This is a genomic window from Natronoarchaeum rubrum, from assembly GCF_024494695.1.
Window position 1 is genome coordinate 72,689 of the sequence record NZ_JANHDP010000007.1, and the last position, 24,238, is coordinate 96,926.

At 69.1% G+C, this 24,238-nt stretch carries 28 protein-coding genes; 12 read left to right on the top strand and 16 right to left on the bottom strand.

What is annotated here, in order from left to right:
* Positions 1-42: 42 nt before the first annotated feature.
* Positions 43-573, top strand: coding sequence for a GNAT family N-acetyltransferase (locus NO931_RS17155; RefSeq protein WP_256393585.1), 531 nt, complete (start codon positions 43-45; stop codon positions 571-573).
* A 76-nt stretch (positions 574-649) separates the two neighbouring features.
* Positions 650-883 (top strand): DUF8024 family protein, encoded by a 234-nt coding sequence (locus NO931_RS17160; RefSeq protein ID WP_256393586.1) that lies wholly within the window; start codon positions 650-652, stop codon positions 881-883.
* Here the strand turns inward: NO931_RS17160 and NO931_RS17165 are convergent.
* The 4 genes from NO931_RS17165 to NO931_RS17180 all read right to left on the bottom strand — a co-directional run bounded on the left by NO931_RS17165 (position 840) and on the right by NO931_RS17180 (position 3,817).
* Positions 840-1,823, bottom strand: coding sequence for a 5,10-methylenetetrahydromethanopterin reductase (locus NO931_RS17165; RefSeq protein ID WP_256393587.1), 984 nt, complete (start codon positions 1,821-1,823; stop codon positions 840-842). The two genes, NO931_RS17160 and NO931_RS17165, sit on opposite strands and share 44 nt — an antisense overlap.
* Positions 1,824-1,864: 41 nt before the next feature.
* The gene (locus NO931_RS17170; RefSeq protein WP_256393588.1) at positions 1,865-2,623 is read right to left on the bottom strand and encodes a coenzyme F420-0:L-glutamate ligase; all 759 of its coding nucleotides are present in this window, start codon (positions 2,621-2,623) and stop codon (positions 1,865-1,867) included.
* A gap of 87 nt (positions 2,624-2,710) precedes the next feature.
* Positions 2,711-3,238 (bottom strand): GNAT family N-acetyltransferase, encoded by a 528-nt coding sequence (locus NO931_RS17175; protein WP_256393589.1) that lies wholly within the window; start codon positions 3,236-3,238, stop codon positions 2,711-2,713.
* Between the two features lie 75 nt (positions 3,239-3,313).
* Positions 3,314-3,817 (bottom strand): metallophosphoesterase family protein, encoded by a 504-nt coding sequence (locus NO931_RS17180; protein WP_256393590.1) that lies wholly within the window; start codon positions 3,815-3,817, stop codon positions 3,314-3,316.
* Positions 3,818-3,877: 60 nt separating this feature from the next.
* Between NO931_RS17180 and NO931_RS17185 the strand changes: the two genes are divergently transcribed.
* Positions 3,878-5,182, top strand: coding sequence for an eIF2B alpha/beta/delta subunit family protein (locus NO931_RS17185; RefSeq protein WP_256393591.1), 1,305 nt, complete (start codon positions 3,878-3,880; stop codon positions 5,180-5,182).
* A gap of 260 nt (positions 5,183-5,442) precedes the next feature.
* Positions 5,443-5,802, top strand: coding sequence for a hypothetical protein (locus NO931_RS17190; RefSeq protein ID WP_256393592.1), 360 nt, complete (start codon positions 5,443-5,445; stop codon positions 5,800-5,802).
* Positions 5,803-5,842: 40 nt separating this feature from the next.
* On the opposite strand, the gene NO931_RS17195 is transcribed toward NO931_RS17190, so the two are convergent.
* The 3 genes from NO931_RS17195 to NO931_RS17205 form a co-directional block, all read right to left on the bottom strand.
* A complete protein-coding gene (locus tag NO931_RS17195) occupies positions 5,843-6,067 on the bottom strand; it encodes a hypothetical protein (protein ID WP_256393593.1) in 225 nt (74 codons plus the stop codon).
* A gap of 81 nt (positions 6,068-6,148) precedes the next feature.
* Entirely contained in the window at positions 6,149-7,090 is a 942-nt protein-coding gene (gene ddh / locus NO931_RS17200) for a D-2-hydroxyacid dehydrogenase (RefSeq protein ID WP_256393594.1), read from the bottom strand.
* Between the two features lie 71 nt (positions 7,091-7,161).
* Entirely contained in the window at positions 7,162-8,070 is a 909-nt protein-coding gene (locus tag NO931_RS17205; RefSeq protein ID WP_256393595.1) for a nucleoside hydrolase, read from the bottom strand.
* Between the two features lie 70 nt (positions 8,071-8,140).
* On the opposite strand from NO931_RS17205, the gene NO931_RS17210 reads away from it, so the two are divergent.
* Complete coding sequence (locus NO931_RS17210; protein ID WP_256393596.1) at positions 8,141-8,569, top strand: dCTP deaminase/dUTPase family protein; 429 nt, start codon at positions 8,141-8,143, stop codon at positions 8,567-8,569.
* Positions 8,570-8,826: 257 nt separating this feature from the next.
* Here the strand turns inward: NO931_RS17210 and NO931_RS17215 are convergent, their stop codons facing one another.
* From NO931_RS17215 to NO931_RS17225, 3 genes are all read right to left on the bottom strand, one after another.
* On the bottom strand, positions 8,827-10,299 hold the full coding sequence (locus NO931_RS17215) for an MATE family efflux transporter (protein WP_256393597.1): 1,473 nt from the start codon (positions 10,297-10,299) through the stop codon (positions 8,827-8,829).
* Positions 10,296-10,940 carry a TetR/AcrR family transcriptional regulator gene (locus NO931_RS17220; RefSeq protein ID WP_256393598.1) on the bottom strand — a complete coding sequence of 215 codons (645 nt, stop codon included), beginning with the start codon at positions 10,938-10,940 and terminating at the stop codon, positions 10,296-10,298. The genes NO931_RS17215 and NO931_RS17220 overlap by 4 nt, the downstream gene beginning before the upstream one ends.
* 82 nt (positions 10,941-11,022) lie before the next feature.
* On the bottom strand, positions 11,023-11,763 hold the full coding sequence (locus tag NO931_RS17225) for an SDR family NAD(P)-dependent oxidoreductase (protein ID WP_256393599.1): 741 nt from the start codon (positions 11,761-11,763) through the stop codon (positions 11,023-11,025).
* Positions 11,764-11,906: 143 nt separating this feature from the next.
* Here NO931_RS17225 and NO931_RS17230 point away from each other — a divergent pair, with 143 nt between their 5' ends.
* The 4 genes from NO931_RS17230 to NO931_RS17245 all read left to right on the top strand — a co-directional run bounded on the left by NO931_RS17230 (position 11,907) and on the right by NO931_RS17245 (position 15,565).
* Positions 11,907-12,359, top strand: a complete 453-nt coding sequence (locus tag NO931_RS17230; RefSeq protein WP_256393600.1) for a universal stress protein — start codon at positions 11,907-11,909, stop codon at positions 12,357-12,359.
* A 268-nt stretch (positions 12,360-12,627) separates the two neighbouring features.
* A complete protein-coding gene (locus NO931_RS17235) occupies positions 12,628-13,599 on the top strand; it encodes an ROK family protein (RefSeq protein WP_256393601.1) in 972 nt (323 codons plus the stop codon).
* An 81-nt stretch (positions 13,600-13,680) separates the two neighbouring features.
* Positions 13,681-15,084, top strand: a complete 1,404-nt coding sequence (locus tag NO931_RS17240) for an LVIVD repeat-containing protein (protein ID WP_256393602.1) — start codon at positions 13,681-13,683, stop codon at positions 15,082-15,084.
* A gap of 106 nt (positions 15,085-15,190) precedes the next feature.
* Positions 15,191-15,565 carry a NifU family protein gene (locus NO931_RS17245; protein ID WP_256393603.1) on the top strand — a complete coding sequence of 125 codons (375 nt, stop codon included), beginning with the start codon at positions 15,191-15,193 and terminating at the stop codon, positions 15,563-15,565.
* Between the two features lie 27 nt (positions 15,566-15,592).
* On the opposite strand, the gene NO931_RS17250 is transcribed toward NO931_RS17245, so the two are convergent.
* Together NO931_RS17250 and NO931_RS17255 are read right to left on the bottom strand one after the other, a co-directional pair.
* Positions 15,593-15,955, bottom strand: a complete 363-nt coding sequence (locus tag NO931_RS17250; RefSeq protein WP_256393604.1) for a cell division protein SepF — start codon at positions 15,953-15,955, stop codon at positions 15,593-15,595.
* A gap of 186 nt (positions 15,956-16,141) precedes the next feature.
* Positions 16,142-17,275, bottom strand: coding sequence for a hypothetical protein (locus NO931_RS17255; protein WP_256393605.1), 1,134 nt, complete (start codon positions 17,273-17,275; stop codon positions 16,142-16,144).
* Positions 17,276-17,468: 193 nt separating this feature from the next.
* Between NO931_RS17255 and NO931_RS17260 the strand changes: the two genes are divergently transcribed.
* The gene (locus tag NO931_RS17260) at positions 17,469-18,278 is read left to right on the top strand and encodes a DUF1028 domain-containing protein (RefSeq protein WP_256393606.1); all 810 of its coding nucleotides are present in this window, start codon (positions 17,469-17,471) and stop codon (positions 18,276-18,278) included.
* Between the two features lie 9 nt (positions 18,279-18,287).
* On the opposite strand, the gene NO931_RS17265 is transcribed toward NO931_RS17260, so the two are convergent.
* Entirely contained in the window at positions 18,288-18,767 is a 480-nt protein-coding gene (locus NO931_RS17265) for an RNA-binding protein (RefSeq protein WP_256393607.1), read from the bottom strand.
* Between the two features lie 434 nt (positions 18,768-19,201).
* Between NO931_RS17265 and NO931_RS17270 the strand changes: the two genes are divergently transcribed.
* Positions 19,202-19,495, top strand: coding sequence for a DUF7562 family protein (locus NO931_RS17270; protein WP_256393608.1), 294 nt, complete (start codon positions 19,202-19,204; stop codon positions 19,493-19,495).
* A 113-nt stretch (positions 19,496-19,608) separates the two neighbouring features.
* Here the strand turns inward: NO931_RS17270 and NO931_RS17275 are convergent, their stop codons facing one another.
* Together NO931_RS17275 and NO931_RS17280 are read right to left on the bottom strand one after the other, a co-directional pair.
* Positions 19,609-20,409 carry an ABC transporter permease subunit gene (locus NO931_RS17275; protein ID WP_256393609.1) on the bottom strand — a complete coding sequence of 267 codons (801 nt, stop codon included), beginning with the start codon at positions 20,407-20,409 and terminating at the stop codon, positions 19,609-19,611.
* Complete coding sequence (locus NO931_RS17280; protein ID WP_256393610.1) at positions 20,406-21,314, bottom strand: ABC transporter ATP-binding protein; 909 nt, start codon at positions 21,312-21,314, stop codon at positions 20,406-20,408. Before NO931_RS17280 ends, NO931_RS17275 begins: the two co-directional genes overlap by 4 nt.
* Positions 21,315-21,444: 130 nt before the next feature.
* On the opposite strand from NO931_RS17280, the gene NO931_RS17285 reads away from it, so the two are divergent.
* Positions 21,445-22,761, top strand: a complete 1,317-nt coding sequence (locus NO931_RS17285; RefSeq protein WP_256393611.1) for an RNB domain-containing ribonuclease — start codon at positions 21,445-21,447, stop codon at positions 22,759-22,761.
* Between the two features lie 25 nt (positions 22,762-22,786).
* Here the strand turns inward: NO931_RS17285 and NO931_RS17290 are convergent, their stop codons facing one another.
* Entirely contained in the window at positions 22,787-24,097 is a 1,311-nt protein-coding gene (locus tag NO931_RS17290) for a tRNA pseudouridine(54/55) synthase Pus10 (protein WP_256393612.1), read from the bottom strand.
* Positions 24,098-24,238: the final 141 nt, after the last annotated feature.

The window sequence follows — 24,238 nt, forward strand, 5'->3', positions numbered from 1 at the left end:
ACGGCCGAGTAGCTATTAGGCTCCGGCCCCGTAGCTACGCGCGTGACTGTTACGCCGGAGGAGTCGACCGACGCCGTCCGGGTGCGCGACGCCGAGCGCGCGGACCTGCTGGCGGTGCACCGCATCGAGCGGGCGTCGTTCCCGAGCCCGTGGCCGATGGCGGCGTTCGAGCGCCACCTCACGTCGCCGGCGTTCCTGGTCGCCGTCGACGAGAAGGGGACCGGAGCCGGCGACGACGAGGACCCCGCCAGCGAGACGATCGACGCGGCGTCGGTGCTGGGCTTCGTCGTCGCCGATCTGGTGCCGAATCACGGCCGGCCGCTGGGTCACGTCAAGGACCTGGCGGTCCACCCCGACCGGCGCGGCGAGGGCGTCGGCTCGACGCTGCTCGACCGGTCGCTGGCGGTGCTGCGGGGCGAGTCGGCGCGGTCGGTGAAACTGGAGGTCCGGGTCGGCAACGAGAGCGCCCGCTCGCTGTACGACGCCTTCGAGTTCGAGCCGCTGCGGCGGGTGCCCCGCTACTACGACGACGGCGAGGACGCGATCATCATGGTCCGTCAGATCGCGGAGTAGTGCTGCAACGCCAGCTCCGTCCGATCGTCGCGCCCAGACGAAAGCACACAAGTACCACAACTCCAAACCACGACGCATGGCAACCACCACCGGACTGATCGCACAGGTGAATCCGATCTCGGACCTGACCGACGCCGTCTCCTACTTCATCGACGCCGCGACGGTCGACCCGCTCTCGGCGATCCTGGTCGTGCTCGGGCAGTTGCTGTTCGTCGTCGCTTTCGCCGTGTTCGGCTACCTCGTTCTGGGCTCGCTCGTCGACTTCGTCATTCCCGAGTCGCCCGGTCGATCGCCGCCGCGACGAGACTGATCGATTTCTCTAGATCGGGGCCGAGCGGCGTCCCCGCGACGAAGCTGTCGGCGTGCTCCAGAATGTCCTCGATTCGCTCGGCGACGTCGTCGGGCGTCCCGGCGACCGAGAGCGCGTCGATCATCGCCGGCGTGACCGCCTCGAACGCGGCGCCGAAGTCGCCCCGCTCGATGGCGTCGCCGATCTCCTCGGCGGCGGCGGCGTCCAGCCCGTGCCGTTCGAGCACCGGCGGCGCCGCGCCGGCCGCGATGAAGGCGACGGGCTGGCGCGCGATCTCCCGGGCCGCGTCGGCGTCCTCGGCGACGCTGACGCTGGCGTAGGCCGCCACGTCGAACTCGCCCCGGTCGTCCGGGCGCTCCTCTAACCCTTCCGCGATCCGATCGCTCGCCCACGTGAAGTCGTCGGGATGCGACGCGTTCACGAGGACGCCGTCGGCGTGCTTGGCGCTCATGCGCAGCATGTGGGGCCCTTGCGCGCCGACGTACACCGGGATCTCGCCCTCGACGTCGTACTCCAGTCCGGCGTCGCTGGTCTCGAACGTGCCGTCGATCGAGACGCGCTCGCCCGCCCAGAGGTCCTGAGCGATCTTGAACGACTCCAGCACTCGGCGGAGCGGCCGCTCCTGCTCGACGCCGAGGCTCGACAGCGTCGACTTGTCGCCCGGCCCGACGCCGAAGATCCCTCGCCCGTCGCTGACCTCCTGTAAGGTGGCCATCCGCGAGGCCAGCGTCACCGGGTGGGTGTCGTAAGGGTTGGCCGCCGCGGGGCCGACGGCGATCTCGTCGGTGGCGGCGGCGATCCGATCGAGCGTCACGAACGGGTCGCGATTGAAGTAGTGGCTCGCCGCGAAGATCGCGTCGAACCCTTCGGATTCGGCGCGCTCGGCGTACTCGACGATCTCTGCGACCGGGTGCTCGGGGGTGAGTTCGATGCCGTGCATTGGTAGTTCTCGTAGGATTTCGTCGTCCTCGTCCGCCGCCCTCAGTCCTCGTAGTTCCACTCGCGCAGCGCTTGCCGGACGAAGTCGCTCTCGACCGATCTGAACAGCTCGTCGCTGCCGTCGTGGTCGCCGAACGACCAGTTCCGGATCACGACGATTGGCGTCCCGCCGTCGCCCTCGCCGGCGATCAGGTTCGCCGCGGCCGCGAGCTCGTCGACGACGCTCTGGACCGTGACTTCCAGCTCGTGACCGTCGCGGTCGGCCTCGCCGCGCCAGTCGCGGCTCGCGGGCATCCCCGCCCAGCCGATCGCGACGCCGCGCTGGCCGTGGCGGAACGGCCGGCCGCAGGTGTCGGTGACGACGACGGGCGCCTCGGATGCGAGCCCCTCGCGGATCCGTGCGGCGCTCTCGATCGGCCGCTCGGGTAGCAAGAGCAGATCGGCGTCGGGCACGTTCGAGCGGTCGATGCCCGCGTTCACGTTGACGTGCCCGAAGCGCGTCTCGGTCAGGAGAAACGGCGCGTCCATCAGCAGCTCGGTGCTCTCCTCCAGGACGGCCTGGGCGAATCGCGGGTCCTTCTCGTCGCCCGTGGCCGACTCCAGTCGGTCGGCGATCTCGACGGCCCGGGGCCCGGCCGGAAACGCATCCAGATCTGCGGTCCGGCCTTCGGCCTTCGAGACGACCGTGCTGGCGACGACCACGACGTCGTCGGGACGCAGATCGACGCGCTCCTCGACGATCGTCGCGAGGTCGTCGCCCGCTCGGATCTCGGGCACGTCCGGAACCGCGAACGCTTCCATGCCTCTCTCTCGGTGGTGGCCGTTAAAAAGCGCGCGGATGGTGGAAAGTGCATCCGGCGTCGCGGATTTCGACCCTCGGCCAGCGCCTCACCGCTCCCACTCGTCGACCAGGAGGCCGTACCGATGGACGTCGACGTGCTCGCCCTCCGCGAATCCTTCGTCGCGGTGGACGCCTTCCTCGGTGAACCCGGCCTTTTCGAGGACCCGCCGCGACGCGGGGTTCGTCTCGTAGACCGTAGCATAGACCTTGTTCAATCGTCGCTCGTCGAAGGCGTAGCGACAGATCGTCTCGACGGCGTCGGTGGCGTACCCCTCGCCCCACTCGTCGGGCGCGATCATGTAGCCGATCTCGGCGGCGCCCCAGACCTCGTTCGGCGGCTTGAGCCCGATCGTTCCGACGGGTTCGCCGTCGGCGCAGATCAGAAAATCGGCGCCGTCGCCCTCGTCGAGCGACTCGATCCACTCGCTCTCGGCCGGCCCGTTCGTCGGCTCGTAGGCGGCGAGACCGGTGCGGACGCGCGGATCGTTCACGGTTCGCTGGAGGAACTCGGCGTCCTCGGGTTCGATCGTCCGCAGTTCGACCGTCGCGCCGCTGGCGAACACCGGGCCGGGCATACCGACGACGTAGTCGCGCCGCCCACTTTAATTCACGCGCCGAACGTGTCGAACCGCGCTTCTCTCCGCCGATTGTTACCCCTCGCGAACGGCGACGGATAGCTCGCCGCCCGCGACCTCCGCGACGAGCATCGACGCCGACGCCGCCGGCGCGGCGCCCGTCGCGCTGCCGGGGTTCAACAGTCGAATCCCGTCGACGACCTCGTCGTGCAGTTCGTGGGTGTGTCCCGAGACGCCCACCGTCGAATCAGGATCGTCGGCCTCCCGTCGGACGGTCTGCAGTACCCTGTCGCGGTAGCTGCCGGTGTGACCGTCGCCGTGGGTGACGACGAACTCGACGCTCTCGACCGTCAGGCTGGCCGTTTCGGGGAGATCGAGGGCCAGCGGGTCCATGTTGCCCCGGACCGCGACGAGGTCACCACCGGCCATATCGCGGACGGCCTCGTAGGCGTCCCGCGAGTCGAAGTCGCCGGCGTGGATCACCCGGTCGGCGCTCGCGACCGCCTCGCGTACCCACTCGGGCACCGCGCCGGCTCGCGAGGGGACGTGCGTATCGCTGACGATGGCTACCGTCGTCATGCCTCCCCGTTCGTGACGGATCCCGAAAGAGGTTCCCCGGAGGCGTCCGTTCTCGGACGCATGACAGACTACGCCGCGGCCGTCCTCCGGCGGGGGAGTGCGGTGCTCGTCCGCCGCGAGGACGGCGCTCCTCGCCTCCCGTCCGCACCGCTGGAAGCTTCGGCGGACGCCGCAAACGACCGGCCGGACGCCGACGGAGAATCGAACGACGCCGCAGCCGACCCGGCCGCCGCGGCCCGACGAGCCGCGTCGGCGCTCGGCCTTGACCTCGGCGCCCTCGATCACGTTCGAACCGGCTCTCAGATTCGGGACGGCGAGGACACCTACGCCCCGGTGCTGTTCGACGTCGCCGGCGACGCCGCGGCGACGGCCGACGACGCCGAGTGGATCGCCCCGACCGCGCTGCTCCACGAATCGGCGTCGCCGAGCGACTGGTACCGCTACCAGCGCGTCGCGCCGACCGTCCGCTCGATCGCCGCCGACGGCGAGCACGGGGCGGCGTACCTCTCCGTGCGAGCCCTGGAGGTGCTGCGGGACCGCGCGGCGCTGCAGGTCTCGGAGGACGACCCGGATCTGGACGAACTCACCGATCTGGGCGATCGCGTGCTGAGCGCGCGGCCGAGCATGGCCGTCTTGGAGAATCGCGTGAACAGGGTGCTGGCGGTCGCCGTCGACGGTGACGATGTCATCGGTGAGGACGGCACCGACGACGCGGCCGAGGGTGTCGCGGGCGCCGTCGAAGCCGCGGCCGACGCCGGGATCGATCGCGCGCTCCGAGCGGACGCCGACGCCGCCGCGGCGGCCGCCGACCTGCTCGACGACGCGGGCGTCCTCACGCTCTCGCGCTCGGGGACGGTCCTCGACGCCCTCCGATCGGCGTCGCCGCGGTCCGTTCACGTCGCCGAGTCGCGGCCGGCTCGCGAGGGGATCAGCGTCGCCGAGGAACTCGCGGCCGCCCTCGACGCGCCGGTGACCGTGCTGGCCGACGCCGCGGTCGCCCACGCACTCGCGACTGAGGATGTCGACGCGGTCGTCGTCGGCGCCGACGCCGTGTTGCCCGACGGTCGGGTCGTCAACAAGACCGGGACCCGGACCGCGGCACTGGCCGCCGCTCGCGAGGGGATCCCCGTCTACGCCGTCGCCGCGAGCGACAAGATCACCCGCCGCGAGACGGTCAACCTCGAAACCGGCGACGCGACGGCGATCTACGACGGCGACGCCGAGCTGGACGTGCTGAACCCGACGTTCGACGTGACGCCGGGCGATCTGGTCGACGCCGTGGTCACCGAGCGCGGGCGTCTGGGCGCCGAGGACGTCGCGGCGATCGCCGAGGAGCACGGCGCGCTGACGGCGTGGCGGGACTGATTCGGCGGGCGAGTTCCAGTCGACGCGATCGAGACGCGCAGACGCAACAGTGAAACCGCACCGCCGCCTACCGCCGACGGGCGGCAGTGACGAAGGTTACCCCCACCGAGCCCCTTGTGACGACGCCTTCACCCGAGCCGCCTTCTGTGAATTGATTGACTCTGTAGCTACCGCTCTTCGAAAAGAGTTCCGACCGACGGCGGCGCCCCCGTCGGAAAACATTAGAAGATTTTAACATCTTATCCGACCGTTCGTCGGGTATGCATCGAAGACGATTCGTCCGCGTCGCGACGGCTGGACTCGCGGTACCGCTCGCCGGCTGTTCTGACTCGCCCGGCGGCGGGCTCGGGGGCGGCCTCGAAGTCACTGACGTTCAGTCCTCGACGACGCTCGCCGGCAACGTCGATCTCAGCGTGCAGGTGTCGAACACGTCCTCGGATTCGGCATCCGCGACGCTGTACGGCGAGGTCGACATCGAGGGGGGCGATACGTACACCGAATCGCGCTCGGTCACCGTCTCGCCGGACGGCTCAAACTCCTACGAACTGTCGTTCGACATCGACTTTTCTGAATCCCTGAGTGCGTCGTCCTACGAGTATCAGGCGTGGGTTGAGGCGTAGGACGTCCACTCCGTCGGAACGTCGTTCCGTCGTCTCGTCGTCACGCGAACTCCGCCAGCGCGAGCAGCACGCTCGGTGCGACCAGCAGCACCAGCCCGCCGAGGATCAACAGCGCCGGGATCACGAGCAGCCCCATTTCGGTCCCGAGCCACAGGCCCAGGCCCGCCAGGATCGCGAGCAGCCCGGCGATCCGGAGCGCCCAGCTGATCAGTCCCTCGAAGCCCGAGTCGGCGACGACGTCGACCACTTCGAGCGCTTCGTCCATACCCGATGGTTGCCGATCCACTCCGTTAAACGCTGTGGACACTTGCGTCGTCGGCAGGCGTTCATACGACGCGTCGCACGGTCACACCACGCGGTTGTGCAGTTCCTCGCCGGCGCCGATCCGGTCGACGTTCTCGCGCACCAGTTCGGCGATATCCCGGAAGTAGTCCCGCGTCGCCGCCGCGGCGTGGGGCGTGACGATCACGTCGTCCATGTCCCAGAGCGGCGAGTCCTCGGGCAGGGGTTCGTCCTCGAACACGTCGAGCGCGGCGCCGGCGATCTCGCCGCGCTCCAGCGCGTCGACGAGCGCGTCCTGGTCGACGACGCCGCCCCGAGCGACGTTGATCAGGTACGCGTCGTCGGCCATCGCCGCGAGTTCGGCCTCGCCGACGAGATCGCGGGTTTCCTCGGTCAGGGGTACCGTCAGCGCGACGAATTTCGCTCCATCGATCGCCTCGCGGAGCTCGTCGTTCGCGTACACGTGCTCGACGCCCGGCACCGGTTCGGGCGTGCGCTTGACGCCCGAGACCGCCATTCCGAGCGCGTCGGCGCGCTCGGCGATGCCCCGGCCGAGCGTGCCGAGACCGACGACGCAGAGCGTCTCGCCGGCGATCGTGAACGCTTCGTCCCACTCGGGACGGTCCCACTCGCGCTCGCGCTGGTTTCCGATGAAGGCATGGAGCCGCCGAGCCAGCGCGAGCATGTAGCCCGTCACGGTCTCGCCGACGCTCTCGCCGTGGATGCCGGTGCTGTTGGTGAGCGCGATCCCCTCGGCATCGAACGTGTCCAGCGGGAATCGGTCGTAACCGGCCTGAATCGTGTGGATCCACTCGACCGCGCCGACGAAGTAGTCCCGGTGGGCGAACGTGACCAGCCCGTCGCAGGCCGCGACCCGATCGGAGTCGTCGCCGACCAGTTCGACCTCGGCGTCGAGCTCCGAGAGCGCCGCTTCGAGTCGGTCCGGCGGGAACACCGCGTCGACCGATTCGTGGATTCCCAGCCGCTGTACGTCGTCGATCGTCATGCGTGAGCGTTCCGTGCGATCCGACAAAAAGTGCTGGCAATCGTCGCTCGCGTAACCGTCTCGACGCCGGATCAGGCTAGCGACAGCAGCGCTTCGAGGATCGTCTCGCGGAACGCCTCGGCGTCGATCTCGGTCGCGACGCTGGCCGTCGGCGCGGCGTTCGAGTCGGCGCGGGTGTCGGCGATCGTCGCGCCGCGACAGGGACCGTGTCCGTCGACGACCGACAGCGCGCGCGGCTCGAACGTCAACACGTCGCCGATCAGGTGGGCCGCCACCGCGGCGTCGTGGATCGCGTGGCCGTCGTCCTCGCGGAGCTGTTCGGGGTAGTCACACCACGCTGCGACCGTCGAGAGCGGCCCGCCGCCGCTCCGCAGTTCACCCACGGTCGACTCGGGGATCGTCGCTCGGTCGGTGACATCCAACGGAACCAGGTTCGGCGCGGCGTCCTGGACGACCCGGCTCGCCGCCGCGGGGTCGGCGTACGCGTTGTACTCCGCGGCCGGCGTGACGTTGCCGCCCGCGTGGACCGCGCCGCCCATCGCGATCAGGCTCCCGATACGATCGGGCAGGTCCGGCTCGACGGCCATCGCGACCGCGACGTTGGTCAGCGGACCGAGGGCGGCGATCGTCAGGTCGGTGCCGTGCTCGTCGACCTGCTCGCGGATGAACTCGCTGGCGTGGGCGTCGAGCGTGGAGCCCGTCGGCGCCGGCACGTCGCCCCGCAGTCCGCCGGGGCCGTGGATCGACTCCCCGGTCGACAGCGAGTGGGCCAGCGGCCGCTCGCAACCGCTCGCGACGGGCACGTCGTCCCGGTCGAACAGCCCCAGAATCGAGCGGGCGTTGGCCGTGGTGTTGTCCAGCGTCGAGTTGCCCGCGACGGTCGTCACGCCGACCACGTCGACGTTCTCGGCGGCCAGCAGCGCCGCCATCGCGACCGCGTCGTCGGTCCCCGGATCGGCGTCGATCAGAACCTTCCTCACCTGCGGAGGTTCGTCCGTCGGGCACTTAACGACCACAGCCTTTTGCCGCCCGCGGCCGACTGCCCGCTCGATGCCGACGACCGACGAGCTCGCGAGCCGCGTCGAGGGAATCGTCCACGAGAAGACCCAGCGCACCGACGCCGGACTCGACCTGACGGTCGCCGAGATCTACGAGGTCGCGGCGCCCGGCCGCGTCGACTTCGGGGGCGGCGAACTGGAGTCGGCCGATCTCGAACCGCACGAGCGCACGTGGCGCGACGAGGAGGATGACTACCAGTGGTGGCACCTCGACGCCGGCCAGTACCTGATCGAGTACAACGAGTCGCTGACCGGCGACCAGCGCGTGCCGCTCCAGATCAGGGACGCCCTGCGCGAGCGCGGCGCCAGCCATCCGACCCTGCACGTCGCGGAGCTACCGCGCGTGCCGCTCTCGGTCGGCGGCGCCGGCATCCGGATCAAGGAGAACGCTCGCGTGTCGACGCTGCTCGCCGAGGACTGACGCTACTTGCAGAAACTCTAGATCGAGCGCCAGCTCCACGGCGTTGGCGCGGACGCTGGAGGACGCGGCGCGTCCTCCGAGCCCTCGCTCCACTTCGTCTCGCGAGGACGCTGATGAGCAAAACTCATCGAGCCCTGCCTCGGCTCCGCCTCGGCAGGACGCCGAAGCGCGAGGCGCTTCGAGCCCTGACTCGCAGGCTCGTCAGGACGCCGCGGCGTCGGGACGGCAACCACACCCCGGCGTCGTGACGCCGCCGCTCAGTCGGCGGTCGCCGCCGCCGCGCGCTCCTCGTCGACCTCGTTGTCCGTCCAGGTGCCCCGCAGGAACCACCCGCCCGTGGTGAGCGCGCTGGCGACGTAGGAAAACGCCATCGCGTACCAGACGCCGACGACGCCCAGATCGGTGTAGACCAGCAGGAGGTACGCCAGCGGGATGCGGTAGATCCACAGTTCCTGGATCGACAGCAGCATGGCGGTGCGCGTGCTGCCGCTGCCCCGGAACCCGCCGAGCACCACCTGAAACACCCCGAGGAAGGCGAAGGCGGGCGCGCAGATCACCAGATAGGCCGACCCGACGTCGATCACGTCGGCCGCGCCCTCGCCGGTGACGAACACGCCGGTGATCGGCTCCGCGAAGGTGTACGCGACGGCGCCGACGCCGAGGAACACGACGGTGATCATCGTCGCGCTCATGATCACCGCTCGCTTGGCGCGCTCGACCTGCTGGGCGCCGAGATTCTGGCCGACGACCGTCTCGGTGCCCCGCGCTAGCCCGATCGCTGGGAGGAAGACCAGCGAGGCCAGCCGCTGGACGATGCCGTAGGCCGCCACGGCGTCCGTGCCGGCGATCGCGACGATGGCGGTCAGCGCCGTGATCCCGAGCGAGCGAAAGCTCTGCTCGCCGGCGGTCGGCAGCCCGATGTCGACGATCTTGCGGACGGTGTCGCGCTTGAGCCGCAGGTCCGCGAACGTCGGCTGGAGGCCGGCCCAGCCGCTAAACAGCATGTAGAGGCCGACGATCGCCGCCAGCCCCCGCGAGAGTACGGTCGCGACGCCGGCGCCCATCACCGACCAGCCCTCGAATCCCGTCGCTGCGTACAGCGACGCCTCCAGTCCCTCCAGCCCGAGGGCGGCGAACAGCGGGTTGCCGTCGAACCCGAGGATGAAGATCGGGTCGATCACGACGTTGAGCACGACGCTGCCGAACATCAGGTACAGCGGCGTCCTGGTGTCGCCCCACCCGCGCATCAGCGCGTTGAAGATGAAAAACCAGAACATGAACTGCAGCCCGGCGAACACGACGCGCGTGTAGTCGACGGCGTACTGGAAGGCGGCGCCGCTCGGATCGGCGCCGATCAGCCGCAGCAGCGTCGGTGTCAGGACGAACCCCAGCAACGAGAACGCGAGCGACAGCAGCGTGACAAAGGCGATCGTCTGGCCGGCGACGTGGTGCGACCGACCGGACTGGCCGGCGCCCTTGTTCTGGGCGACCAGCACGGTGCCCGCGACGGTGAAGCCGCCGCCGACGCTGACCATCAGGAACACGATCGACCACGAGTACGACAGCGCGGCGACGGCCTCCGATCCGAGACGGCCGACCCAGTAGGTGTCCGCGAGGTTGTAGCCGACCTGCAACAGCATGGTCATCACGATCGGCGCCGAGAGCACCACCAGCGGCTTGAATAGCTCGCCGTCGACGACGTCGACCGACCGATCCTCACGCTCGCTCACGGTTCGTCGTCCTCCTCGACTTCCTCACCGGTATCGTCGCTCGCGTCGGCCAGCAGCGGGTCAACGATCTTCGCCGCGAGCTCGTTGCGGATCGTCGGCGTGTACTCGGCATCGTCGAGCGTGATCTGGCGCGTCCGCGCGCCGTCGAGCGTCGCGACGATCATCCGGGCGGTCGACTCGGGATCGACCGGCTCGAACACCCCCGTCTCGATGCCGTCCCGCAGAATATCCTCGACGGTGCCCCGAAGCAGCTCGTCGCTGCGAACCAGCTGTTCGCGGTAGGCCTCGTTGAACGGCCCGCGCGAGCGGAACTCCAGCAGCGCGAGATGCAGCGCGGCGCGCTCGTCCTCGTCGGGCTCGAACACCCACATGTCCAGGAACTCCCGGAGCCGCTCCTCGGGCGGAAGGTCCTCGTTCGGGCCGTGTTCCTCCCGGAACTCCGCCATGATGTGGTCGATGAAGGCGACCAGCAGCTCCTCTTTCGTGTCGAAATGGTAGTGCAGCAACGACGTACTCTTGCCGAGCGCGTCCGCGATATCCTGCATCGTCAGATCCGCGTAGCCGTGCTCGCCGAGCGCGCTGTAGGTCGCGTCCATGATCTCTTCGCGGGGGTCCGACTCCCCGCTGGAAGCGTCGCTCATTCTTGACTGACTAGTCAGTCAGTGAGTGTGAAAGAGGTTTCGAAGGTGGCGTCGCGCTGACACGGAGTAGCATCCCTTCACGTCAAACTGATTCCGGTAGCCACCCGCCGTCGACTTCGATGTTTTCGCCGCTGACGTAGCCGCTGTCGTCGTCGAGGAAGAACATGACCGCCTGAATCAGGTCCTCGAACGAGGCGGGGCGCCCGCGGGGGAGATCCTCGGGGAACTCGTCGGAGTTCTCGACGACGTACGGCGAGACGGCGTTGACGGTGATGCCGTCGTCCTGCGTGTCGGCGGCGAGCATCCGCGTGAACATCAGGACGCCGGCCTTCGCCATGAAGTAGGGCGCGTTCTTCGGGTTGATCATGCCCTTCTCGCTGGACGCGTAGCCGATGTTGACGATCCGACCGAACTCCCGCTCGCGCATCCCGGGGAGCGCCCGGCGCGAGCAGAGATACGTGGCGTGGACGTTGGTCGCAAACACGTCCTGCCACCGTTCGGCGTCCATCTCCTCCCAGTGGACGGGCGCGAAATTGCCCACGTTGTTGACGAGCACGTCGACCGTCCCGAGCTCGTCCTCGACGGCGTCGAACAGTTCGTCGACGGCGTCGGGATCGGTGACGTCGCCGCGAACGACGGTCGACGCCGGGGCGCCCCGGTCGACGGCCTCCGCGGCGACCTCGTGGGCGGCATCCTCGCTCGTGTTGTAGTGGACCGCGACGCTGGCGCCGCGCTCGGCGGCCGCCAGGAGTAGTTCGCGGCCGACCCCGCGGGAGCTGCCGGTGACGAGCGCGGCGCGACCGGAGAGGTCCGTGTCGATCATATCGGGTGGTCGGCCCGGGATGTAATGAACGTCGGCGGTCCCGAGCGCGTCGCGGTCCCGACGCCGCTCCGCGGGGCCCGGCGACGCCGAAAATCGTTCGACCGGTCAGTATCCTTAATAAGGTCGATTGAGAAGGCCGTCGTATGACGCTCAACACGATCCTCGTTGCCGTCGGTCCCGGCGACGCTGACAGAGCCGAGGAGATCGCGGAAGCCACCGTCGAGGTCGCAGCCCCCTCGAACGCGACAGTAGTGCTGGCCCACGTGTTCACCGAGGAGGAGTACGACGACGTGCTCGACCGACTGGAGTTCGACACCGAGCGCACCGAGGTCTCGCCCGACGAGGTCGCCCAGCGCCACGCGACGATCCGGACGCTCGCCGACTCGCTGGACGCCTACGACGTCGAGTTCGAGGTGCGGGGCGCCGTCGGCGAACACGGCGACACGATCGTCGACCTCGCCGAGGAGATCGGCGTCGACCGCGTGATCGTCGGTGGCCGCAAGCGTTCGCCGACCGGCAAGGCGGTCTTCGGCAGCACCGCACAGAAGGTGATGCTGTCCGCGCCGTGCCCGGTCACGTTCGTCCGCGAGGAGTAACGCCGACACCGTCTCGCTTTTTCGTCTCGCCGCGCTCGACAGCGTCGGCGCCATCTCGCTCGTCGCCGGACGCCGTTGCTCGCTCGTCGCCGGACACCGTTGCTCGGTCATCGCCGGACGCCGTTGCCCGGTCATCGCCGGACGCCGTTGCCCGGTCATCGTCGGCCACCGCGGTCCGTTCGTCTCTGCCGTCACGGCAATCGCCCGAGGGCGTGGCGCCCGAGGAAAACTATGCAATTAAGTGCGGCCGCGCTCGTTTCCCACGTACATGGTGAACTACGCGGGGGTCGACCTCGGTGCGACCAACGTCAGAGCGGTCGTCGCCGACGACGCGGGGACGATCATCGGCGCGCACAAGCGGGGGACGCCTCGCGGCCCGACGGGGATCGCGGTCACCGAGGCCGTCCTGGAGTCGCTGCGGACCGCCTGCGAGGAGGCGGGGATCGAGCCGTCCTCGATCGTCGCGGCGGGCATCGGCTCGATCGGGCCGCTGGATCTCGCTGAAGGCGCGGTGATCGATCCGGCGAACCTGCCGGATACCATCGATCGGATCCCCCTGACCGGTCCGGTCTCGAAACTGATCGACAGCGACGAGGTCCACCTGCACAACGACACGATCGCGGGCGTGATCGGCGAGCGCTTCCACAGCGATCGCAACCCCGACGACATGGTCTACCTGACGATCTCCAGCGGCATCGGCGCCGGCGTCTGCACCGACGGCAACGTCCTCTCGGGATGGGACGGCAACGCCGGCGAAGTCGGCCACATGATGCTCGATCCCCACGGCCAGCTCACCTGCGGCTGTGGCAGCGACGGCCACTGGGAGGCGTACTGCTCGGGCAACAACATCCCGCGCTACGCCGAGATGATCTACGAGAACGACCCGGTCGACACCGCGATGCCGATCGAGGATCCCGACTTCTCGGCCGCCGACGTGTTCGAGTACGCCGGCGAGGACGCGCTGGCCGACCACGTCATCGACCAGACCGCCCACTGGAACGCGATGGGGATCGCCAACATCATTCACTCGTACGCGCCGATCGTCGTCTACGTCGGCGGCGCGGTCGCGCTCAACAACGAGGAACTCGTGCTCGATCCGATCCGCGAGAAGCTCCCCGAGATGGTCTTCACGAACCTGCCGGACGTCCAGCTGACGAACCTCGGCGACGACGTCGTGGTGAAGGGGGCGCTCGCGAGCGCGATGACCGACGGAACGGGCGACCGGTCGCGAGTACGATAGCCGAGGGGCCGCATCGCGGCGCGTTCACGCCGCGCCGCCGCGACCGGACGGTTTAACTCTCTGACACCCGGAGCACCGGGCATGCGACGACGCGACGTTCTTCGAGCGGGCGCCGGCGCGCTCGCGCTCACGACTGTCGGCAACGCGGCGGGCCACCCCGAGAGCCACTTCCTGCCGTTCGGAAGCGTCGATATCGACGACGCCAAGGAGGCCGTCGTCGGGCCGGACGGCGAGGTGGCGTACGTGGCCGCCGGCGACGGGTTCGCGACCGTCGACGTCTCGGACACCGCCGACCCGCAGCTCCTCGCCGAGATTCGGGAGCCGCTCGCGGATCGCTCGGACGAGGCCGTCGGACAGCTCTGGGACTGCCGCCTCGACGGCGACCGGCTGATCGTCGTCGGACCGGCGAATCCCAGCGTCAACGCGACCAACGGCGTCCTGCTGTACGACGTGAGCGATCCGGCCGAGCCCGAACTGCTCACCTTCTACCCGACCTCGTTTCCGATCCACAACGCCGAGTTCGTCGACGGCCGCGTCTATCTCACCGGCAACGACGGCGGTTCGAATCCGCTCGTGATTCTCGACGCCGACGGCGCCGAACTGTCGCAGGTCGGCCGCTGGTCGCCGCTGCAGTACGACGACCGGTGGGCGAGCGTCGTCGGGTCGCTGCGGCCGCTCCACGACGTGCAGGTCCGCGACGGGCTGGCCGCGCTGGCCTACTGGGACATCGGGACGTGGCTGGTCGACGTCTCCGATCCCGCGAATCCCAGCTACGTCGCGCGCGTCGGCGACTACGACCTCGACGATCTGAGCCAGCTCGACACCATGCAGGCGTCGACCGAGGCGATGATCCCCGAGGGCAACGCCCACTACTGCGAGTTCAGCGACGACGGGTCGCTGCTCGGCGTCGGCAAGGAGGCCTGGGCGGTCGAGACCGACGAGGAGACCGTCGGCGGCCCCGGCGGGATCGATCTGTTCGACATCTCCGACCCCGCGAACCCGGAACAGCTCGCTCACATCGATGCGCCGCGGGCCGACGACAACACCCGCGAGGGGCAGTTCACCACCTCGCACAACTTCGACATCGCGAACGGACGGCTCTACTCGTCGTGGTACTTCGGGGGCGTGCAGATCCACGACCTGAGCGACCCGTCGACGCCGATGCGGATCGCCTGGTGGCGCGAGCCCGAGGAAGCGAGCTTCTGGACGGCCCAGCTCGCACGGTCCGGGGACTGCGTCGTCGCCAGCAGCGCCGAGGAGACGAGCCCCCAGCTGGCCGAGCAGGGTCGGCTCTACACGTTCCCCGACGGGCCGGTCGACGACGACGACCTCCCCGACGGCGTCGGCGAGAACTCCGGCGAAGGCGGGTCGAACGGCTCTGGCGACGACTCGCCGCTGCCCGGTTTCGGCGTCGGCGCCGCTGCGCTCGGGCTCGGCGCCGGCGCGCTGGCCCGGGCGCGCTCCGGTGACGGCGGCGAGGAGTGAGCGCTGGCCCGGTGAGCGGAGTGTTTGGCCCTCGCCGGCCCGAATCTGCCATTATCGTTCCCGAAACCCGAACGCTTTCCATCCCTCGAACCCCTATGTACGTGCAATGAGCACAGACGCCTCCGAGGACGCTGCCGACGACGCGGGCGAGGAGACGCTCGCCGAGGAGATCGAGACCTGGCTCGTAAAGCAGATGCCGATCATCAAGATGCACGGCGGGACCAGCAACGTCCGCAAGGCCGACCCCGAGACCGGCGAGGTCGTCGTCGAGCTCGGCGGCGGCTGTGCGGGCTGCGACGTCGCCGACATCACCGCGGGCAACATCGAGGCCGACCTCATCAAGAAGTACCCCGAGGTCGAGGAGGTGACCGTCCGCGTCCCCGAGTCCGGCGGGAGCTTCGGCGTCGATCAGGAGGAAAGCATCATGGGGGTCGACCGCACGGAGGGCGGCCGCGGCGACTTCAAGGACGGCCGCTGGTAGAAAACGGGCTTTTTCTCGTCTTCGCTGTCAGACGCCGTCGCCGAGCTTCTCGCGGCTGATCTTCACGCCGGTCGGCGTCACGATCAGCTGGTCGTCGCCCTTCTGGACGATGTCGCCGTCGACCTCGCTGGCGACCTGGCGCAGCTCGTCGATGACGTGTTCGGTCGTGCTGTCGCTGGTTCGCAGTCGCGTGATGTCCGCGACCACCATGTCGCCGTCGTAGATGGCGTCCTTGATGTCGATGGCGTCTGCCTGTCCGGCGATCTCCGCGACGTGAACCTGCATCGCGGCCTCGGTCGCGACCGACTCGAAGTCGTCGAGGTCGAGTTCGACGTAGTCCTCGGTGCTCCGGGAACCCCGGCCTCCGAGGATCGTGCTCATGAGACCCATGTGGGAACCCGACCGGCGGAGCGAGTATAGTTCTTGCCCTCGCGCGCCGGCCCAACTCGGCGACGAGACGCCGTCCGTCGGACGGAAGTCTGACGCCGCTGCCGAGGGAGCGACCGGACGTAGTCTCCGGCCGCCGCGTTCGAACGATCGGTCGGCGATCGTCGTCGACCGAGCGACGACCGGCGGTCAGCGCCGCGTCCGCGCGAGCGCCGCAATCGACAGCGCGGCGAGCGCGAGTTCGACGCCGAAGCCCGGCAGCGCGTCGGCGTCTCCGCCGTTCCCGTCGCCGCTGTCACTCTCACCGCTTCCGTCGGCCGAGTCGGACCCGCCGTCGCCGTCGTTCCCGCTGCCGTCGGCGTCCGTCTGGTTTCCGCCGTCGGACTGATTTCCGTCGTCGGGATCGTCTTCGCCGTCAGTCTCGCCGGTCCCGTCCTCGCCGTCAGTTCCGCCGGTACCATCCTCGCCGTCGTTCGATCCGCCTTCTTCGTCGGCGTTCTCGTCCGATTCGCCGCCGTCACCGGAATCCGCGGGCGGATCGAGCTGGAGGACGACGACGGCCTGCCCGTGAGAGTTGTCGGGCTCGTACGTCCAGCCGCCGGCGTCCTCGTAGGGTTCGGCGGCGGCGATCGGATCGACGTCGGAGTCCCACGTGTTCGTCTTCTGGACGTAGCCGACCACGTCGATCCGGTCGGCGTGCTCGCCCTCGACCCTGGCCTCGCCGTAGCTGATCGTCGCGGTCTCCTCGGGGCCGTGGAACTCGATGCAGTGGCTGTCCATGTAGCCGTCACCCTGCGGGAGGTCGGGGCTGGTGCCGAACTGGTCGGAGTCGAGCGGGCGCTCGTAGTGCTCGGTCAGCGGAAATTCGACCTCGATCGGGTCGGCCTCGGAGTGCCACGAGATGGTCTCGCCGGTGGGGATTCTGACTCGGGTGTCCGGTACCGATTCGCCGGCGACGACCTCGCCGTCCTGGTTCAGTAGCGTGACGCAGATCTTGCCCGACCCCTCGCCGAGATAGGGGTCCCGGTACTCGTCGCGCGGGTTGAGATAACTGATCCACCTGCGGTCGTCGGCGACGGCCTCGAAGTACTCGTCGCCCTCCTCCGGTGCGGGGACGACGAACTCGTCTTCGATCGGTTCGCCGTCCGTGGCGTTCTCCTGGGCGAGCGACGGCGCGCGCGGGTCGTCCGCGATCTGCGCGCTCGGGTCGTCCGTCGGCTGTGCGATCGGCGTCGCCGCGGCCGCCGCGACGACCGCGCCCAGCGCGAGGACCGCGAGGGCTGCGATCGCGAGCGACCGCGTCGGGAAGTTTCGTTCTGGCATCGATCTCGACCCAGCCGTCGAGACAATCGTTTGAAGTAATCGTCCCGGTTACCGACGTAAGGTTGTCATACGCAAACGGTAGATGCTGCTTTCCCGCCAGTAGACGGCAACTTCGGGCGTCTGGCGAGTCGGGGAACCAACCGGAGCTGCCGGGGAGCGCGGATTTTTATCGCTGGCGTCGACACTGCACCGCGTGACGTTCAGTATCTGCGCGCGCGAGACCTACCGCGACGAGAGCGATATCGTGCAGACGCGTTTCGGCGTCGCCGTCACGACGCGGCTGCCGGGCGTGGGGCGGCTCTGTCCGTTCGTCAACGAGCACGGCGCCGTCGCGACCCAGAGCTTCGTGAACGTCGAGCTCGGGCGAAAGGGGGTGGAGTATCTCGCGGACGGCCTCGCGATCGAGGACGCCCTCGGCGCGCTCGTCAACGCCGACGACGGCGCGCCCGAGCGCCAGCTCCACGGCGTCGGCGCCGACGGCGCGTACACGTTCTCGGGCGAGGAGTGCAAGGACTGGTTCGGCCACACGAGCGGCGACGGCTACACGGTCGCCGGGAACCTGCTGACCGGGCCCGAGGTGATCGAGGCGACGGCGGAAGCCTACGAGGCGTCGGCCCACGACGAGCGCGTCGACGTGATCGACGATCCCGAGGGCTCGGCCCCGCTCGCCGAGCGCCTGATCGACGCGCTCGCCGCGGGCCACGAGGCCGGCGGCGACCGCCGCGAGGACCAGACCGTCCAGAGCGCGGCCGTCCGCGTCGCCCGGACCGAGGACCGCGAGATGACGAGCTTCTACGACGACCTGCGCGTCGACGCCACCGAGACCCCGGTCGCGGACCTGCGGGAGACGTACGACCTCGCGGTCGAGGGGTTCCGGAGCGCGATCGCTCGGCAAGAAGACGACGCCGAAGCGCGGAGCGCTTCGAGCCCCGACTCGCACGCTCGTCGGGACGCTGAAAACGGAGACGAAGACGCCGCAAACGGCGAAACCGACGACGCGTAGGACCGCAGATCAGACGACGAAGTCGTACAGGTCGTCGCCGACGTGGTGGACCGAGTCGACGACCTTGCCCTCGTCGCCGACCATCTCCGATCCGTCGACCCTGGCGCGTCCGATCCCCAGCACCTTGCCGTGGGACTCCTCGGCGATCGCGACCAGGTCGCCGGCCGCGACGTCGTCGTCGGCCTCGACGATGCCGGGCCGCATCACGTCGGCGCCGTCGCTGACGAACGACACGGCGCCCGCGTCAACCGTGACGACGTGGCTCTCGGGGGGACGCTCGTTGGCGCCCTGTACGGTCAGGAACGGTTCGTCCTCGTAGTACAGCACGAGCGGCTCGCCGTCGACCAGCACGAGATCGAACTCCGAGCCCTCCAGCTCGACCAGTTCGTAGGAGTCGCCGCCGACGTCGACGCCGAGCTGTCCTTCGATCACCGACTCCAGCTCCGCAACGTCGTCGCTCCGGAGGTGGTGGCGCGATTTGATGTCCATGTGCGGACCGAACAGGCCCGACAGCATAAACGCCGCGCTCCGGCAGAGCCGTCCGGTGCCGGGGTAACGGGCCGATACCGGCGTCGGTCGACACCGAACACTGGGGCGCGACGCCGTAGTCGCATCGTAGCGTCCCGGCGCCTTCGTGGTAGTGTGTGACTCACCCTGGTTCGGCCTCGCGTACCCGACCGGTGCGATCAGCCGCGGCGGCGCCGGCAACGATGTCGATGTTGGATGCCGGTATCGCCCCAGTTCTCAGCGTAAACGTTCGTGTTCCCTTCGGTCGCTTTCCGGATCGCTCCCGACTGACTGCGTTTCGAGGCCGCGATCGTCCCGTTCACACTCGTTCGCCGGCGGGTTCCGCATCGATACGGGCCGGTCGTGTCGGTTCTCGTCGACAAAACGCTAAGTGGGCGCGAGCCGTGTGGTAGCGTATGTGGGGATCACGGTCCCGCGACGCCGAGTCGGTCACCTGCATCGCCTGTGGGACCTCGCTCCGACGCGATCACGCCCGCGAGTACGACAAGTACGGCGACCGGTGGGATCGCGACGGCAAGGAGTTCGAGTACCTCTGTAAGGCCTGCGACCGCGAACTCTGTCATCAGCCCCGCGACGAGTTAGAGGGACTACTCGTGGAAGTCGACGCCGGCGAGCACTCCCGCGACGAGTTCCTCTCGTGGTACAGCGCGCTCGTCGAGGAGCGCTACGGCCCGCTCGAAGAGCAGTAGTCGACGATACGGCGACCGGACGACGCCAGGAGGGGCGATCGCGGTGGGCGACGCCGTGGCGGCGTCGAGTCGAACGCCTCCGGCGCCGGGCGACGCCGCTGCCGGACGCCCTGTTACAGGTCCGAGCCGTCGAACCGACGGTAGCCGAGCAGCGGCACGAGAACGATCCATCCGGCGAGCACGACGGCGTTCACCCACGGTTCGAGGAACCACGCCGAGGTCTCGGGTGCCGGACCGGCGAACGCGTACGTCCGCAGCAGATTTTCGTAGGCGACGCTGGGCGAGAGGCCCGAAACCAGTCCAGCCCAATCGGGCATCGTCCTCGGGAGTTCCATCCCGTTCGCGAGGTAGACGATGCCCTGCGGGACGAATCGCCAGACGAACGTGAACACGAGGAAGATGGTAAACACGAGCACGGTTACCCACTTCGTCGAGCGGATCGCCGCCGAGAGCGCAATGGCGATGCCGAGGTACGCCAGCCCAAGCAGCAGCGTCAGGCCGAGGTAGCTCGCCAGGGCCGACGTCAACAGCGTGTCGCCCCGGATCTGAACGACGATCGCCGCCGCGACGACGCCGGCGAGCAGCGACGACGCGAACACGACGGCACGACCGAGGTAGCTCCCGACGACGACGTCCCGCCGCGAGATCGGCAGTCCGAACACCAGCCGCAGCCGGCCGTCGGACCGCTTGGCCGCGATCGTCTCGTTGGCGCTCATCACCGCGAACGCGGGGACCAGCACGGACGAGATGAGAAACAGCGGCCCCTCGACGAGCGTCGCCGGATTTGCCGGCGTCCGGGTGTACGCCCAGGCGACGAGTCCAAACAGTAGTGCGAACATCCCGACGCCCGTCTGCAGCAGGTACTGATCGTAGGCGTCGCGCAGATCCTTCCGGACCATCAGCGGCCAGTTCATGCTTCGCCCTCCGTGTACGCGACGAACAGATCTTCGAGCGACGAGTTGGCCGTCTCGACGTTCTCGACTGCGGCGCCCTGCTCGCGCGCGGCGTCGATCACGTCGGCCTTGACGCCGTCGGGGCAGCCGACCGTGATCGTCCGCCCGTCGACGGCGACCGAGGAAACGGCGTCGACCGCGCGGACGCTGTCGACGGCGCCGTCGGGCTCGCGATCGAGCGTCACCGAGAGCTGCCCGGCGAAGCCGGCGGCCTCGCGCAGGCCGTCGAGCGTGTCGACCGCGAGCAACTCGCCGTCCCGCAAAATAGCGACGCGGTCGCAGACGGCTTCGACCTGCCCGAGAATGTGGCTGGAGAAGAAGACGGTGGCGCCGCGGTCGCGCTCCTCGCGGACGATCTCGCGCATCCGGCGGACGCCGTGGGGGTCCAGCCCGGTCGAGGGCTCGTCGAGGATCAGTAGGTCGGGCTCGCCGATCAGCGCCATCCCGAGCGCGAGGCGCTGGGCCATCCCCTTCGAGTAGCCGCTGGCCTGTCGGTCGCCGGCACCGTCGAGGCCGACCCGGTCGAGGATCGCGTCGGGGTCGGCGTCGGCGTCCCGCGCGTCGATCGCGAACTCGAGGTGCTGACGGCCGGTCATCGTCGCGAACGTGGAGAACCCCTCGGGGAGGATGCCGGTGCGCTCCCGAACGGCGATCGGGTCGGCCTGCACGTCGGTGCCCAGCACCGTCACGCGTCCCTCGGTCGGGCGCAGGTAGTCCAGCAGCAGGTCGATCGTCGTGGACTTCCCGGCGCCGTTCGGCCCGAGAAACCCGAACACCTCTCCCTGCTCGACCGTCATATCGAGATCCCGGAGAGCGGTGACGGAGCCGAACCGCTTCGAGACGCCGTCGAGTTCGATAGCTGTCACGGACGCGAGTGGTCGGGGCGGGCGCATAAGCGTACCGACCGGATCGGCCGCCTGCGACGGGAACGACGGTCGAGTGCGGCTCCGCAACCGTTGCGATACGTCTATCCGTCCAACCCTCCTACCACCGGGCATGACCAGCGAGTCGCAGGCCGAAGCGGGTACGGCCGAGAGCCAGGGGCCGGTCGAGATCGACGAGGAGATGGCCCGGCACCTGGAGAACAAGCGCGAGGAACTGTTCGAGAAGCTCGGCATCCGCGACGGCTTCCCCCAGGAGGTCCTCGACGAAGCCGAGGCCCGGACCGAGGGAATCCAGCAGGAGATCGCCGACGAGGTCGACGAGCGCGACGATCTGCGGGAGATGACGACCTGGACCGTCGACCCGATCGACGCCCAGGACTTCGACGACGCCATCTCGATCGAGGAGCGCGACGACGAGTACGTGCTGTGGGTCCACATCGCCGACGTGACCCACTACGTCAACCCCGACACCGCGATGTGGGACGAGGCCGTCGAGCGGGGCAACACCGTCTACCTGCCGGGGTACACGATCCACATGCTCCCGCCGGTGCTCGCCGAGACCGTCTGCTCGCTCGTCCCGAACGAGGACCGGCTCGCCCACACCGTCGAGATGCACCTCGACAAGGAGACGCTGGGCTACGACGAGATCGAGATCTACAAGTCGGTGATCCGCAGCGACGCGCGGCTCACCTACTCGGAGGCCGAGAACCTGCTTGACGAGCCGGAATCGGCCGACGACCTGCTGGAGGATCAGGACGTCGACCTCGCCGAGAAGTGCGAGCTCGTCTGGGAGGTCGCCGACCGGATGCACGAACAGCGCAAGGAGGAGGGCTCGCTCGTGCTCAACCCCGCCCGCGACCGCGCCCACACGATCATCGAGGAGTGCATGCTCAAGGCCAACAAGGCCGTCACGCACAAGCTCATGTGGGACCGCGGCGTCGAGGCGATGTACCGCGTCCACCCCCAGCCCAGTCCCGACGAGTGGGACGAGGCGCTCCGCGAGATTCAGGAACTCGACGGCGTGTCGATCCCCGCCGACTCGTGGGACGACCCGCGCAAGGCCGTCAACGCCACCTTAGAGGAGGCGCCGGGGCGCCAGCTCGACAAGATCCAGTGGGCCGTGATGAAGGTGATGCCCCGCGCGAAGTACATGAACGACCCGTTCGGCGGCCACCACGCGCTGAACTTCGAGATCTACGGCCACTTCACCAGCCCGATCCGCCGCCTGTCGGACCTGATCAACCACTGGATCGTCTACACGAACGACGTGCCGGAGGATCTGGTGGCGCTGTGCGATCACGCCTCCGACCAGCAGAAAGACGCCGAGCAGTGCGAGCGCGAGTACAAGGACTTCCTTCAGGAGGTCGGCCTCGACCCCAGCGCGGTGAACAACCGCGGCATCGAGATCGTCGACGAGGACGACGAGTAGGTTCGACCGACCAAGAACGTCGGCGCTACTCCTCCTCGCCGTTTCGGAAGAACTCCGCGACCTCGAACGGCTCGGACTCGCCCTCGACTGCGATCACGTCCAGCGCCGTCACTTCGGCGTCGACGCCGAGCAACCCCGCCAGACTCGGATCGGTCCGGCCGTCGTCGCCGCTGACCAGTTCCTTGACGTACAGGCCGCCCTCGCCGTGGAGTTCGAGCGTGCCGTGGCGGTCGTCGTCGAGATCGCCCTCGATCTCGTAGACGTCGCGCGTTCGGGTCAGGCTGGCTCGCCGGTGGTCGACGCGCTGGGGCGTGTGCTGGTCGACCGTCGTCCCCTCGAGTTCGTCGAGCGCCTCGGCGAGCGCGGCGTCCGCGACCGGCTCGTCGAACTCGACGTCCATCCGGTAGGTCTTGCTCGCGTCGTGTTCCTTCACGCGCTCGACCATCTCGTGGGTTGCGAGTCGCAGCCCCTCTACCTCGACGGCGCCGTCGGCGGCGTCGTTGATCTCGGCTTCCAGCGCTTCGGCGTCCGGCTCGCGGCGTCGCGGTTCCTTGACCTCGGCGACGAACGGGCGGCCGGTGCCCAACATCAGCGCGTCGACGTCCTCGCGGCCGGCGCCGTGGAAGACGGCTTCGTCGCCGTCCATCGCGTCCTCGACGTGGGGCGCGACGTACCCCTCGACGCTGTCGTCGTAGAGGTACCCGCTGCCGCCGCAGTGATCGCAGTCCTCCTCGCCGTCGGGGGCCAGTTGCTTCCCGCTGCCGCCACACTCCCGACAGGGCCACTCGGTCTGGGGGATGTCCCGCTCCAGCTTTCGGTACCGGCCGTAGACGAACGCGGGGTTGACCTGGAACTCGACGTCGCCCTCGCGTTCGAGATTGAGCAGAGCCAGCACGTCGGGCCGGTCGAAATCGACCTCGCTGTCGGTCAGCCGGCCGACGCGCTTGCCGACCTCGCGGTTGAACGCCGACTTGAACAGCTCGCCGGCGTCCTCGTCCATGCCGGCCTCCTCGCGCAGCAACACGTCGTTTTCCTCGATCAGCGGCGGCACGCGCGTCCCGACCTGATAGGTGTCGAACGCGACGCCCTCGGCGGCCTCGGCGACGTGTTCGGCCCACTCGTCGTACCGGCCGCAGTGGCCTTCACAGACCCAGCACTCCTCGGGGTCGGTCGACTCGTAGGGGTCGTCATCTTCCAGCGCGACGGTCGTCCGCAGGGCGCGCCCGCGCTGGGCGTTCGTCAGCCCGAAGCTCCGGTCGGCAAAGGGCCGGCCGAGGCAGGCGTCGCAGATCGGCCCCGACTCCAGCAGCGCCCGGGCCCGCTCGGTGAGGTTCATGGCCGAGAACAGTCGCGGCGGGGTCAATTGCCTTGCGGTGTGGGGGCTGTATCGGCGCCCGCCCAGCGGCGTCGCGCGGCCGACCACTCACTGTGCGGTCGCCGCGACCGATCCGACGCCACTATGCCCGCCGGCGTCCGA

Excerpts from the sequence above, each read along its gene's own strand:
- NO931_RS17265 (WP_256393607.1), bottom strand. The coding sequence starts at position 18,767 with ATGGACATCAAATCGCGCCACCACCTCCGGAGCGACGACGTTGCGGAG.
- NO931_RS17245 (WP_256393603.1), top strand. The coding sequence starts at position 15,191 with ATGAGCACAGACGCCTCCGAGGACGCTGCCGACGACGCGGGCGAGGAG.
- NO931_RS17160 (WP_256393586.1), top strand. The coding sequence starts at position 650 with ATGGCAACCACCACCGGACTGATCGCACAGGTGAATCCGATCTCGGAC.
- NO931_RS17255 (WP_256393605.1), bottom strand. The coding sequence starts at position 17,275 with ATGCCAGAACGAAACTTCCCGACGCGGTCGCTCGCGATCGCAGCCCTC.
- ddh (WP_256393594.1), bottom strand. The coding sequence starts at position 7,090 with ATGACGATCGACGACGTACAGCGGCTGGGAATCCACGAATCGGTCGAC.
- NO931_RS17235 (WP_256393601.1), top strand. The coding sequence starts at position 12,628 with ATGGTGAACTACGCGGGGGTCGACCTCGGTGCGACCAACGTCAGAGCG.
- NO931_RS17195 (WP_256393593.1), bottom strand. The coding sequence starts at position 6,067 with ATGGACGAAGCGCTCGAAGTGGTCGACGTCGTCGCCGACTCGGGCTTC.
- NO931_RS17190 (WP_256393592.1), top strand. The coding sequence starts at position 5,443 with ATGCATCGAAGACGATTCGTCCGCGTCGCGACGGCTGGACTCGCGGTA.
- NO931_RS17275 (WP_256393609.1), bottom strand. The coding sequence starts at position 20,409 with ATGAACTGGCCGCTGATGGTCCGGAAGGATCTGCGCGACGCCTACGAT.
- NO931_RS17250 (WP_256393604.1), bottom strand. The coding sequence starts at position 15,955 with ATGGGTCTCATGAGCACGATCCTCGGAGGCCGGGGTTCCCGGAGCACC.
- NO931_RS17210 (WP_256393596.1), top strand. The coding sequence starts at position 8,141 with ATGCCGACGACCGACGAGCTCGCGAGCCGCGTCGAGGGAATCGTCCAC.
- NO931_RS17220 (WP_256393598.1), bottom strand. The coding sequence starts at position 10,940 with ATGAGCGACGCTTCCAGCGGGGAGTCGGACCCCCGCGAAGAGATCATG.
- NO931_RS17270 (WP_256393608.1), top strand. The coding sequence starts at position 19,202 with ATGTGGGGATCACGGTCCCGCGACGCCGAGTCGGTCACCTGCATCGCC.
- NO931_RS17165 (WP_256393587.1), bottom strand. The coding sequence starts at position 1,823 with ATGCACGGCATCGAACTCACCCCCGAGCACCCGGTCGCAGAGATCGTC.
- NO931_RS17180 (WP_256393590.1), bottom strand. The coding sequence starts at position 3,817 with ATGACGACGGTAGCCATCGTCAGCGATACGCACGTCCCCTCGCGAGCC.
- NO931_RS17240 (WP_256393602.1), top strand. The coding sequence starts at position 13,681 with ATGCGACGACGCGACGTTCTTCGAGCGGGCGCCGGCGCGCTCGCGCTC.
- NO931_RS17230 (WP_256393600.1), top strand. The coding sequence starts at position 11,907 with ATGACGCTCAACACGATCCTCGTTGCCGTCGGTCCCGGCGACGCTGAC.
- NO931_RS17175 (WP_256393589.1), bottom strand. The coding sequence starts at position 3,238 with ATGCCCGGCCCGGTGTTCGCCAGCGGCGCGACGGTCGAACTGCGGACG.
- NO931_RS17285 (WP_256393611.1), top strand. The coding sequence starts at position 21,445 with ATGACCAGCGAGTCGCAGGCCGAAGCGGGTACGGCCGAGAGCCAGGGG.
- NO931_RS17185 (WP_256393591.1), top strand. The coding sequence starts at position 3,878 with ATGACAGACTACGCCGCGGCCGTCCTCCGGCGGGGGAGTGCGGTGCTC.
- NO931_RS17290 (WP_256393612.1), bottom strand. The coding sequence starts at position 24,097 with ATGAACCTCACCGAGCGGGCCCGGGCGCTGCTGGAGTCGGGGCCGATC.
- NO931_RS17225 (WP_256393599.1), bottom strand. The coding sequence starts at position 11,763 with ATGATCGACACGGACCTCTCCGGTCGCGCCGCGCTCGTCACCGGCAGC.
- NO931_RS17170 (WP_256393588.1), bottom strand. The coding sequence starts at position 2,623 with ATGGAAGCGTTCGCGGTTCCGGACGTGCCCGAGATCCGAGCGGGCGAC.